8 protein-coding genes are annotated in these 11,722 nt (G+C 69.0%); 1 reads left to right on the top strand and 7 read right to left on the bottom strand.

The genetic code is table 11. The annotated features are described in order from the left end of the window. Positions 1–2: 2 nt before the first annotated feature. Positions 3–488 (bottom strand): helix-turn-helix domain-containing protein, encoded by a 486-nt coding sequence (locus ACFWN2_RS19735; RefSeq protein WP_382429144.1) that lies wholly within the window; start codon positions 486–488, stop codon positions 3–5. 116 nt (positions 489–604) lie between these two features. Continuing rightward, positions 605–2,524 (bottom strand): LCP family protein, encoded by a 1,920-nt coding sequence (locus ACFWN2_RS19730; protein ID WP_382429142.1) that lies wholly within the window; start codon positions 2,522–2,524, stop codon positions 605–607. A 152-nt stretch (positions 2,525–2,676) separates the two neighbouring features. Here ACFWN2_RS19730 and ACFWN2_RS19725 point away from each other — a divergent pair, with 152 nt between their 5' ends. Further along, positions 2,677–5,607 carry a glycine--tRNA ligase gene (locus tag ACFWN2_RS19725; protein ID WP_382429654.1) on the top strand — a complete coding sequence of 977 codons (2,931 nt, stop codon included), beginning with the start codon at positions 2,677–2,679 and terminating at the stop codon, positions 5,605–5,607. 65 nt (positions 5,608–5,672) lie between these two features. Here ACFWN2_RS19725 and ACFWN2_RS19720 read toward each other — a convergent pair whose 3' ends face one another. From ACFWN2_RS19720 to ACFWN2_RS19700, 5 genes are all read right to left on the bottom strand, one after another. Further along, on the bottom strand, positions 5,673–6,461 hold the full coding sequence (locus tag ACFWN2_RS19720) for a chitosanase (protein WP_382429140.1): 789 nt from the start codon (positions 6,459–6,461) through the stop codon (positions 5,673–5,675). 133 nt (positions 6,462–6,594) lie between these two features. Further along, positions 6,595–7,380, bottom strand: a complete 786-nt coding sequence (locus ACFWN2_RS19715) for a chitosanase (RefSeq protein WP_382429138.1) — start codon at positions 7,378–7,380, stop codon at positions 6,595–6,597. Positions 7,381–7,490: 110 nt separating this feature from the next. Continuing rightward, the gene (locus tag ACFWN2_RS19710; RefSeq protein WP_382429136.1) at positions 7,491–8,951 is read right to left on the bottom strand and encodes an alpha/beta hydrolase; all 1,461 of its coding nucleotides are present in this window, start codon (positions 8,949–8,951) and stop codon (positions 7,491–7,493) included. 56 nt (positions 8,952–9,007) lie between these two features. Then, on the bottom strand, positions 9,008–9,724 hold the full coding sequence (locus ACFWN2_RS19705; protein ID WP_382429134.1) for a MerR family transcriptional regulator: 717 nt from the start codon (positions 9,722–9,724) through the stop codon (positions 9,008–9,010). A 174-nt stretch (positions 9,725–9,898) separates the two neighbouring features. Further along, the gene (locus ACFWN2_RS19700) at positions 9,899–11,599 is read right to left on the bottom strand and encodes a S8 family serine peptidase (RefSeq protein WP_382429652.1); all 1,701 of its coding nucleotides are present in this window, start codon (positions 11,597–11,599) and stop codon (positions 9,899–9,901) included. Positions 11,600–11,722 lie beyond the last annotated feature (123 nt).

Raw genomic sequence — 11,722 nt, 5'->3', positions numbered from 1 at the left:
AACTACCGGCTCAGTCCGCGCAGGATCCGGATCAGTTCCACGGTCGGGAGTTGGCACAGCTGCGCCATGTTCTCTAGGGCAGGCAGGTCGAGGTGCACCTCGGGTGAGGCACCTGGCGGAAGCGCGTGCAGCCGTCCGGCCGCCCACCGCTTGAGCGGCAGGATCCGCGGGTTGTCGGCGGCGGCGATCGCGGTGAGGCTCAGCGACAGGTGACCGGCGGGGGTGTCGCCGAAGAAGCGTTCGTGCACACGAGCGAGGACTTCGTGCGCAGGGACGTCGAGGGCGTGGCAGATCTCCACGAGGCGCACGACGGAACACTGCCGCGTGCCGAGTTCGTAGGTCGCCAGCGTCTGCAGCGAGATCTCGGTCTGCAGGCGCTTGTTCAGCTCCTTGCGGGTCCATCCGCGCTGCTTGCGAAGGCTGCGGATCTCATCACCGAGCACGCGCTGGTACGCCGCTGTGTCGATTTGGCCGTTCGCAGTCTGCACTCTTGTCCTCCACCCCGTGAGCGGGTCTCACGGTGATGGAAGGCGCTGGTGCTTCGTCGCTTACGCAACTTACTGGCAGAATCCCCCGAACGGGGGATAACTCTCTACTCTGAGTATCAGTTCACGCAGCGCACGCCGTCCGCGGAGATGGGCGGAGGGGCCGCGGGGTCAGCCGGTTGCTGACGCGCACCGTCCAGGGCGAGCATTCCCGACCCGGTGAAACCCTGGGCGCCGGGACCGGAGTAGTCCGAGCCGAGGAAGACGCGGGCGGCGCCGGCCGGCACGTTGACGTCCTCCTCGATCTTGAGACCGCCGAGGGCCTCCTGGACGGCGTTCGCGCCCGCCTCGCCGCCCTTGCCGTAGCGGACGACGGACTTCGTCATGGCCTCGGCGTTGCCCGTCTGACCCTCCTTGAAGCCCTTCGCGACGAGCGACTGCAGCACCAGGCCCGCGAGGCCGGGCTGACCGGACGCGTTGCGGACGTCGACGGTCACCGTGGCCTTGTCGAACTTCGGGTCGGCGGGGTTCGACGACGCGGGCGCCTTGCCGAGGTTCTTGACGAACGTCTTGACCTCGGACTCGGTCACCTCGACCGCGGAGCCGTCCTCCGGCGTCTGCAGGTCGGGGTTGCCCGTCGGGATCGTCTGGAACGTCAGGTTGCCGCCCGTCAGGTCCTTCATCTGCAGGGCGAAGTTGGTGATGTCCCAGCCGTCGTCGAGCACGATCGCGCTGCCGAGGGCCTTGATCAGGTCGCTGCGCTTGGTGCTGTCGGTGAGCACGCCCGCGGACAGCACCTTCTTGGCGAGGCCCGCCATGAAGACCTGCTGGCGCACGACGCGGTCGAGGTCGCCCATCGGCAGGCCGTGGCGCTGGCGGACGAACGCGAGCGCGTCCTTGCCCGAGATGGTCTGCTGGCCGGCCGGGAAGTTCGCACCGGAGAAGCTGTCGCGGACCTTGGTGTTGAGGCAGACGTCGATGCCGCCGATGGCCTTGGTGATGTCGTAGAAGCCGACGAGGTTGACCTCGGCGTAGTGGTCGATCGTCGCGCCGGTGAGGGTCTGGATCGTCTCGATGAGGTTGTTCGCGCCCGCCTTGCGCGACTCCATCTCGACCTCGGGCCCGGTCTTGCCGCTGCCCTGCAGCTTCTCGGCCGCGTCGTTCTTGGCGTACCCGTAGGCGGAGTTGATCTTGTGTCGCCCGTAGCCGCCCGCGATCCTCACGTAGGAGTCGCGCGGGAACGAGACGGCGTAGGCCTTGCCGCTGTCGTTCGGGATGTGCAGCAGGATCAGCGTGTCGGTGTTGAAGCCGCCGTCGTCGGTGCCGCCCGCCTGCAGTTCGTTCAGGATGTTCTGCGGCAGGGGGTTGCCCTTGGCGTCGGTGCGGCTGTCCATGCCGACCAGCAGGATGTCGATCGCGCCGTCGGCGGGCCGTTCGGACGCGTCAGCGAGGTTCAGGTCCTGCTTGGTCAGACCGTCGGTCAGCGCCGTCAGGTTCTGCCACGCGATACCGGTGACCAGCAGGATCGTCGCCGACACCATGCTGATGAAGATCTTGGCGCCGGTGGGCGCGCCGCGCTCGGACTTGACCGGGCGGCGGGCGGCGGGACGGGGCCGCGGGCGGGGCGCGGGGGCCTCGGACCTGGCCTTCGCCGGGGTGGTGCGGACCGTGGGGCGGTCGGCGACCGGGCTCGCGGCGGACGACGAGGAGCGGGTGCGCTGGGGCTCACGGCGCGGAGGCTCGGAGCGACCGGCCGACTCGCGGCGGGGCGGTTCGGAACGGCGCGGGGGCTCGCTGCGGCTCGCCGACTCGCGGCGCGGAGGGTCGTTGCGGCCCGCCGACTCGCGACGCGGTGGTTCGGAGCGCTTCGGGGGCTCCCGCCTCGGCGGTTCGGCCTTGCCCGGCTGCCTGCGCGGGGGCTCTGAGCCTCGCGGCGGCACCTGCGGGCGGCGGGGCTGACCTGCCTGCGGACGCGGGGTGGCGGAGGGTCGCCTGGGATTCCCGTTCGGGTCTCCTGGCCGCGGCGGCCGGTTGTCCACACCCACTCCTCTCGGCACATTCGGGTACACCAAGTAGACGTGCGGGGCCGCCACTCGGTTGTGCACAGGGTGGCACAGTGGCGAAGACCACCTGATCAAGGCCCCCTGACCAGCGGTTTTGTCTGTTTCGTAGACTCGTCGCCGTGTTGACGATGCAGGACGCGCTGCTCGCGCTGACCAAGTACTGGACCGACCGAGGTTGCATCGTGGTGCAGCCGTTCAACACCGAGGTCGGGGCGGGGACACTGAACCCCGCCACCGTGCTGAGGGTGCTGGGTCCCGAGCCGTGGCGCGTCGCCTACGTGGAGCCGTCCGTGCGGCCCGACGACGCCCGCTACGGCGAGAACCCGAACCGGCTGCAGACGCACACGCAGTTCCAGGTGATCCTCAAGCCCGACCCCGGCGACCCGCAGGAGCTCTACCTCGGTTCGCTGGAGGCGCTGGGCATCGACGTGCGCGGCCACGACGTCCGGTTCGTCGAGGACAACTGGGCCTCGCCGGCGCTCGGCGCCTGGGGCCTCGGCTGGGAGGTCTGGCTCGACGGCCTGGAGATCACCCAGTTCACGTACTTCCAGCAGGCCGGCGGCATGACGCTGGACCCGGTGTCGGTGGAGATCACCTACGGCATCGAGCGGATCATGATGGCGCTGCAGGGCGTCGACCACTTCAAGAAGATCGCCTACGCGCCCGGCATCTCCTACGGCGAGGCGTTCGGCCAGGCCGAGTACGAGATGTCGCGGTACTACCTCGACGACGCGGACGTGGAGGCGAACAAGCGCCTCTTCGAGGAGTTCGCGGCCGAGGCCCGTCGCATGCTCGACGCCCGGCTTCCCGTGCCGGCGCACAGCTTCGTGCTGAAGTGCTCGCACATCTTCAACGTGCTCGACGCGCGCGGCTCGATCTCCACGACCGAGCGCGCCCGCGCGTTCGGTCGGATGCGCGGGCTGGCGCGGGAGGTCGCCGCGCTGTGGGCGGAGAGGCGGTCCGAGCTCGGGCATCCTCTCGGTGTCGCGGAACTCCCTGCCGTGGTGGAGAAGCCCTCGTCCTTCGAGGACGTCGTCGCGCCGGCGACGCTGCTGTTCGAGATCGGCACCGAGGAACTGCCCCCGCACGAGGTGCTGCGGACCGTCGACGCGGTGCGTTCCGCCGTGACGACGAAGCTGGCGGCCACGCGGCTGACCTCGGGCGAGGTGACCGTGCACGGCACGCCGCGCCGGATCGTCGTGCTGGTGCCCGCCGTCTCCCCGCGTGAGCCGGACGCCGAACGCACGGTGCGCGGCCCGCGCGTGTCCGCCGCGTTCGACGCCGACGGCAACCCGACGAAGGCCGTGCAGGGCTTCGCGCGCGGCCAGGGCGTCGAGGTGTCGTCGCTGGGCCGCGTGGTCGAGAACGACGTCGAGTTCGTGGCGCTGACGAAGAGCGACGCCGGACGTGGTGCCGTCGAGGTGCTCAGCGGGCTGCTCGGTGAGGTCGTCGCGGAGCTGCGTTCCGAGAAGAACATGAAGTGGAACGACCCGAAGCTGTCGTTCACCCGCCCGATCCGCTGGCTGCTCGCGCTGCTCGGCTCGACGCCGGTGCCGGTCGCGGTGTCGTCGCTCGCCTCGGGCACCTCGACCCGCGTGCACCGGACCGTCGACCAGCCGGTCGTGGAGGTGTCCACGGCGGACGGTTACCTGGAGTTCCTGGAGTCGCACGGCATCCAGGTCGACGCCGCCGCCCGGTCGGCCGCGATCGTCGCCGCCGCGCAGGAGCTCGCCGCGTCCATCGGCGGTGTGGTCGAGGTCGACGGGTTGCTGGACGAGGTCACGAACCTGGTCGAGTGGCCGACGCCGCTGCTCGGCTCGTTCGAGGAGCGGTACCTGGAGCTGCCCGCGCAGATCCTCACGACCGTGATGCGCAAGCACCAGCGCTACCTGCCGGTGCGGTCGTCCGACGGCTCGTTGCTGCCGCACTTCGTGGCCGTGGCGAACGGGTCGGTGGACGTCGACCTGGTGCGGGCGGGCAACGAGGCCGTGCTGCGGGCGCGGTACGAGGACGCGGCGTTCTTCTGGCGCGCGGACCTCAAGACGCCGCTGGAGGAGATGAAGGCCGGTCTCGCGAAGCTGACGTTCGCGGACAAGCTCGGCTCGATGGCCGACCGCGCCGGTCGCATCGCCTCGCTCGCCGGCCGGTTCGCCGGTGTGGTCGAGGTCGACCGCGAGACGCTGGACCGCGCCGGTGCGCTGGCCAAGTTCGACCTCGGCTCGCAGATGGTGATCGAGCTGTCGTCGCTGGCCGGTGTGATGGCACGGGAGTACGCGGCACGGGCGGGGGAGACCTCCGAGGTCGCGCTGGCCCTGTGGGAGATGGAGCTTCCCCGGTCGGCCGGTGACGCGCTGCCGTCGTCGGTGCCCGGCGCGCTGCTGTCGCTGGCGGACCGGTTCGACCTGCTGGCCGGTCTGTTCGGGATCGGCGCGCAGCCGACCGGTTCGTCCGACCCGTTCGGCCTGCGCCGTGCGGCTCTCGGCGCGGTGACGGTGCTGCGGGCGTTCCCCGACCTGCGGGCGATCACGCTGCCGGTGGCGCTGTCCCTTGCAGCTGAAGGGATTGAGGTCTCCGCCGAGGCCCTGGAGACCGCACGGGAGTTCGCGGTCCGGCGGTACGAGCAGGCGCTGCTCGACGCGGGGCACGAGCACCGGTTCGTGCAGGCGGTGCTGCCGCTGGCCGACTCGCCGGTGCTCGCGGACGAGACGCTGGCGCAGCTGGAGTCGTTGGCGGGCAACGAGTCCTTCGACGCCCTGGCCGCTGCCCTGCAGCGCGTGCGGCGGATCGTGCCGGGTGCCGTCGAGGCCTCGTACGACGCCTCGGTGCTCTCCGAGCCGGCGGAAGTGGCGCTGCACAAGGCGTTCGACGACGTTCCGCGTGACGTCGTCGGCCTGGCCGCGTTCTTCGCCGCCGCCGAGGGGCTGACCGCGCCGATCAACACGTTCTTCGACGAGGTGCTCGTGATGGCCGAGGACGAGAAGGTGAAGGCGGCCCGGCTCGGCCTGCTGGCGTCGATCCGCGACTTCGCGGCGCCGGTGCTGGACTGGACCCAGCTGTAGGACCGACGTGCGGAAGAGGGGCGCTCCGGACTGGGGCGCCCCTCTTCCGCTGTGTCAGCGGGATTTCAGTTGATGGTGAAGCTGTCTCCGTAGACCTTCCACTTCAGCGGCGTCTTCAGGTCGAAGTTGCCGGCCTTGAGCCACACGCGCTGTGCGGTCTCGATGCGGGAGACGTCCTCGTGGGCCGCCTCCTGCTTCATGGCCCACACGCGGGCGTCCATGAAGGCGTTGAGCCACGTGGTCTCGTTGCCGCCCTGCGACGGGGGCTTCGCCTTGCCGAGGGCGCGCTTGCGGATGTTGCTGAAGCTGGTCTTGTCGCCGCCGTCGCCGTGCACGACGATCGCGTCGTAGTAGGCGAACTGGCCCAGGGCCCGCACGCCGTCGGCCTTGCCCTGCGCCACGGCCGGGTTGAAGTAGACGCGGTCGCGTTCGGACTCCTGTGCCGCCTTGAAGGTGGAGTCCTTGGCCGCGGTCTTCCAGTCCTTGGTGAAGTTCGGGTCCAGGCCCGAGTGGGACTCGGTGCCGTTCACCTTGCGCAGTGCGGGGAGGTACTTCTCCAGCACGTTGCCGGGCTTGCGGTTCTTGTACAGCTCGACGAGGTCGAGCATGTCGCCGGTACCGCTGCAGAAACCGATGATGCCCGCGGTGTAGCCGCGGCCGTCGTCGATGTCCTCGATGTAGCCGAACTGCGCTTTCCAGTCCGTGGAGGAGTTCTCCGCGCTGGACACGATCTGCATCGCGATGTCCTTGAGGCGCGGTTCGTCCAGGTTGGCCGCCGAGGCGGTACCGACCGTCGTGGTGAAGAGCGCGGCGCACGTCAGCAGTGCGGCCGCGATGCGACCAGTGATTTTCACGAGTTTCCCTCCGGGGCAGGGATGTGGGGTCCCGGGCGGCGTGAGAGCCACGGTAAGGGGTTCAGACCTTTATTGGCAAGAGTCTTTACTAATTCGCGAAACGGACAATTGTTGCCAGGCGGCGCATTCCGGGTCACCTGATCTCGAACGGCTGCCCGTAGACGTGCCACTGCAGAGGGCGTTCCAGGTTCAGCTTGCCCTCGTTGAGGAACCGGCGCTGAGCTGTGTCGACGCGGCTGGTGTCCTCGTGCGCGGGCTCCTGCTTCATCGCCCACGCGCGGGCGTCCAGGAATGCGTGCAGCCACTGGGTTTCGGAGCCGCCCTCGGCCGGCGGACGGGCGCCGGTGTTCAGCGCGCGTTGACGAATGCTGGAAAAGTCCAGATCGCCCCAACCGTCACCGTGCATCACGATCGCGTCGTAATAGATGAATTGCCCGAGCGCCTGCACGCCGTCCTGCTTCGCCCGGTTGACGGCGGGGTCGAAGTAGACGCGGTCGCGCTCGTGTTCCTGCGCGTCCTGGAACGTGCCGTCCTGGGCGGCGGAGCGCCAGTCGTCCTGGAAGGTCGGGTCGAGGCCGTCGTGCGACGGCGTGCCGTTCACGCGTTCCAACGCCGGCAGGTACTTCTCCAGGACGTTGCCGGGCTTCCAGTCGCGGTAGAGGCGCACGAGGTCGAGCATGTCGCCGGTGCCGCTGCAGAAGCCGATGATGCCCGCGGTGTAGCCGCGGCCGTCGTTGATGTCCTCGACGTAACCGAACTGGGCGCGCCAGTCCAAAGAGGAGTTCTCCGCGCTGGACACCAGCTGCATCGCGATGTCCTTGAGCTGCGGGTCGTTCAGGTCGGCCGCGTGGGCGGTGCCTGGCGTGACGAGGGCCGCCGCGCACAGAACCGTTGCGGCGAGGCGTGTAAACGTCTTCATGTCGCTCCGTTCCACAGTGGAATCGGCGGCGACGTTCAGGGCCAAGCTAGCGTGGGAGCGCTCGCACGGCAAGGGCCCGGCTCGCGAACGAGCCGGGCCCCTGTCTGTCATCAGCCGTTCTCGGCGGCGCACTTCTGGTCGTTCGGACGCTGTCCGCCGAGCAGGTACTCGGTGACCTTGTCGTTGGCGCACTTGTTCTTGCCGAAGATGTAGGCGCCGTGCCCACCCTGGTCGATCGTGATCATCGCGGCCCTGTCGCCGAACGCGCGGCGCGTCGACTGGGCACCGACCAGCGGGGTCGCGGGGTCGCGCTCGTTCTGCACCAGCAGCACGTTGCGCGGGCCCCGGTCGGACGGCAGCACCTGCTTCTCCACCGGCTTCGGGAAGAACGCGCACGGCTGGATGTTCGCCGCGCCCGCGCCGAACATCGGGTTGCGGACGCGGTCGATCGCCACGTTGCGCTCGTACGCGCCGACCGACGACGGCCAGGTCGAGTCACCGCAGATCACGTTCAGGCGGCCCGCCAGCAGGGCCTGGACGCGCGGGACCTCCGGGTACTCCTGCGGCGGCTGCGGCTGGCCGGTGTCGAACGCCTTCCAGGAGGCTGCGTGTTTCGCGAACGCCTCGTCACCGGTGGCGTAGAGGGCCGTGAAGTTGAGGAAGCGGAACATCCTGCCGTCGATGCCCTCGACCGAAGGCTTCTTGTCCAGCCGCGCGGCCAGGTCGAAGAACTTGGCGCGCACCTGCTGCGGCGTCGTGCCGAGGTTGTACTCGGGGTGCGCCGCGGCCCACTTCGCGAAGTCGGGGAACGTGTCCTCGACACCGCGGCCCATCAGCCGGCCGCCCTCGACGTCCCAGCCGCCCTTGGGCAGGTTGCTGTCGATCACGACGCGGTCGGAGGTCTTCGGGAACAGCGTGGCGTACACCGAACCCAGGTACGAGCCGTACGAGTACCCGAGGAACGACGCCTTCTTCTCGCCCAGCGCCGCACGGACCGAGTCGTAGTCACGCGCGATGTTCTGCGTCGTGTTGTACGGCAGTTCACCGGCAGAGGCCGACTTCAGGCACTGCTCCGCGATCTTCTTGACCTCGTCGGCGCGCTGGCGCACCTCGGCGGAGTTGTTGGCGTACGGAGGCACGCTGCCGTCCGCCATCTGCTCGTCGGTCATGTCGCATGTGGACGGTGAGCTGTAGCCGATGCCCCGAGGGTCCATGCCGATGATGTCGTACGTGTCCTGCACGTCCTGCGGCAGTCCGACGGCCTTCAGCACGGCCGGGAACGTCAGGCCCTCGCTCGGCCCGCCGGGGTTGGTCAGCAGGATCCCCTTGCGCTTCTCGGGGTTCTTGCTGGCCAACCGGGTGATCATCACCTCGGTCTTGCGGCCCTCGGGCTTGCGGTAGTCGAGCGGCAGCTGCAGCTTTCCGCACTCCAGACCGGGAAGCGCCACGTCGGCGGGACAGGCGACCCACTGCACCTCGGGCTTCGGCGTGGCGGCGGACGACACCCCCGGCACCGCCACCAGCCCTGCGGCGGCGGTCACGACCGCGGCCAGCGACAACGTTTTTCGCATTAGCAAATACCTCCCCGACGGCGTGCCCCCTCGGCACGCCTGAACCAATGAAAAAGTCAGCCGCTCATGCGGACCAGGACGTCGATCTGCGCCTTGTTGTAGAGCTCGACGATGACCTTCACCAGCGTCTGCGACACGAACTTCTCGCTGTGCTGCGAGCCGCTGTACATGCTGATCGGGTTCGGGAACGCGGCCTGCACCTCCAGCACGTGCGGGTGCACGCGCATGCGGTCCGCCAGGCTCTGGCGGGTCTCCTCGTCCGCGTCCTCGGACAGCTCGTCGAACTCCACCAGCACCGGATCCCTCGTGTAGCCCTTCAGCAGCTCCGCGTACGAGGTCAACGCCTCCGGCGAGAGCAGCTGCGCCAGCACGACCGTGAACGCGCGGTCCTGTGGAGACAGATCCACGTTCGCGAGCGTCCCCGCGATCTCCGCGGGCAGGTCGGTCGGCGACTCCTGGCGCAGGATCACCGCGAGTTCGGCGCGGGCGACCTGCAGGCGCTTGATCCTCGCCTCCAGCTCGGCGTCCAGCTCCCGCAGGGCTTCCCTGGGATGTTCGTCTCCCTCGCCCAGGTCCGCGATCTGCGTGAGCGACAGCCCGAGATCGGTGAGACGCTTGATCCTGAGCACCCGCACCAGGTGCGGCACGCCGTAGCTCTTGTAGCCGTTGGCCCTGCGTTCGGGCTCGGCCAGCAGCCCCACGTCGTGGTAGTGCCGGATCGTGCGCAACGTCGTGCCGGCGAGATCGGCCAGCTGACTGGTGCTCCACCCCACGACGTCCTCCGCTCTCGTTTCCGTCCCTGACACGACCCAGTTGAAACTATGCCGTTGCGGCACGGTCAAGGCAGGCCGGAACAGTTCAGACGAAGGTGTCGGCGGGAGTCCACTTTCGTCGCACGCGAAAGGCCCCCGGCAAGACACCGGGGGCCTTTCGTTGTGGCGCAGTGACTACAGGAACTGCTTCCCGCGGGTGACAGCGCCGTAGGCGTCGACGATGCCGTGACCGTAGAAGCCGTTGAACTTCGCGTCACCCTCACAGGTGGCGTCGAACTCCGGCGTGCGGCCCACGTTGACGTACGACACGGTGCGCGGGTTCGGGCAGGCGCGCTGCGTCGCGGTCTTGTAGAGCACCTTCTCGACCTTGTCCGGGTCGAGGGTCAGACCGGGGTTCTTCTTGTCCTTCTTGCCGTACTCGCTCACGACCAGCGCGGCGACACCGGCGGCGTGCGGGGCGGCCATCGAGGTGCCCTGCAGGTACTGGTAGTAGCCGACCTTGTCGCCCTGCACGGCCTTCTTCACGCCCGCGGCCTCACCGGCGGGGGTGATGTTCCCGGCCTCGTCGATCGCGCCATCGGCGAGAGCGACGTTGCGCGGGTAGGTCGACAGGATCAGGTTCTCGTTGGTGCGGTACCACGGCGTGCCGAGGCCGTCGCGGAAGTAACCACCGGGAGCCGACAGCGCGGTCTGCTCGACGCCGTAGTTCGAGTAGTCGGCCTTGGCGGTCGACGGGCCGAGGGCCGACACGGAGATGACGTGGTTGCCCTCGGTCGGGAGGTTGAGGCACGTCGCGTTGTCGACCGGACGCGGACGCGCGTGGCCCGGCGGGTAGTTCGGGCTCACGACGTCCTGGCGCGGCTTGCCCAGGTCCTCGTGGTTGTTGCCACCGGCACCGATCAGCGTGACGCCCTTGCGGTGCGCGTAGTTCAGCGCGCGCTGCACGGTCGCGGTGATCGTGCGCTGCTCCAGCTGCTCCTCGGCCGAGGCCGTGGGGTCGTTGGTGCAGTTCATGTACCAGGGGTCGACGTAGAACGACATGTTGATGACGTCCAGGCCGATGTCGGCGCCGTAGGTGAGCGCGTCGACGACGGGGTTCAGGAAGAACGAGCCCGCGTCCTGGCCACCGCGGATGTTGACGAGCGACACGCCCGGTGCGACACCGGAGATGCCGAAGCCGTTGGCAGCGGCGCCGATGGTGCCGGCGACGTGCGTGCCGTGGCCGCCGTCGTCCCAGTTCGCCGGGTCGACACAACCGCGGAACTCACACGGGCCGTCGAACACGCCACCGTCGGCGTCGTTGGGGATGTCGACGGTGAAGTTGCGCGAGAGCTCGTTGTTGAAGTTCGGCGCGATGTCCGGGTGGGAACCGTCCACACCGGTGTCGAGGATGCCGACGTACACGCGCTTGTCGCCTGCCTGCTTGGCCCGCGCGATGTTGGAGCGGACCAGGTTCAGGCCCCACAGGTCCCCGTCGAGCGGGTCCATGCCGGCGGTCGACCCCTGCTGAGCGGGAGCCTTGTTCGGCTTCTCGCTCTTGTTCTCCTTCTCGACGTTGTCCCGCTTGGTCTTCTCGGCCTTCGCCGCGGGCGAGTGCCCGATCGGCTTGGACCGAGCGGCACCGACGATCGCGCTCGAAGCGGAGACCTTCTCCGCGAAGCCGGTCGCGGGCGCCTTGACCGTCAGCAGGCCGACGGCGTCGTTGCTCCGCACGACCTCGCCGCCCGCCGCTTCCACGGCGTCGATCGCGAAGTCGCGGTTTCCGGGTTCTTCCAGGAGGACGGTGTACTCCGTGGTCGGCCCTGTGGAGGCCGGTGCGGCCCCCGCCGCCGAAGTGCCCGCGGCGATCAGCGACACCGTTGCCGCCACCGCCATCACGGTTCTGCGCGTTCTCACCTAGCTGTCTCCTCACACCCGGTCAGGGCTGGATCCAACAACACGGTGCGGCCCCCGATTGCCGCCCAAGTTGGACACAGTGGCACGAAAATGCGTCACGCA

Source organism: Lentzea sp. NPDC058436 (assembly GCF_042721515.1).
Lineage (GTDB): Bacteria > Actinomycetota > Actinomycetes > Mycobacteriales > Pseudonocardiaceae > Lentzea.
The sequence above is the reverse complement of the archived record's forward strand: the minus strand, read 5'-3'. Positions and strand labels throughout refer to the sequence as shown.

Excerpts from the sequence above, each read along its gene's own strand:
- ACFWN2_RS19725 (WP_382429654.1), top strand. The coding sequence starts at position 2,677 with ATGCAGGACGCGCTGCTCGCGCTGACCAAGTACTGGACCGACCGAGGT.
- ACFWN2_RS19715 (WP_382429138.1), bottom strand. The coding sequence starts at position 7,380 with ATGAAGACGTTTACACGCCTCGCCGCAACGGTTCTGTGCGCGGCGGCC.
- ACFWN2_RS19710 (WP_382429136.1), bottom strand. The coding sequence starts at position 8,951 with ATGCGAAAAACGTTGTCGCTGGCCGCGGTCGTGACCGCCGCCGCAGGG.
- ACFWN2_RS19700 (WP_382429652.1), bottom strand. The coding sequence starts at position 11,599 with ATGGCGGTGGCGGCAACGGTGTCGCTGATCGCCGCGGGCACTTCGGCG.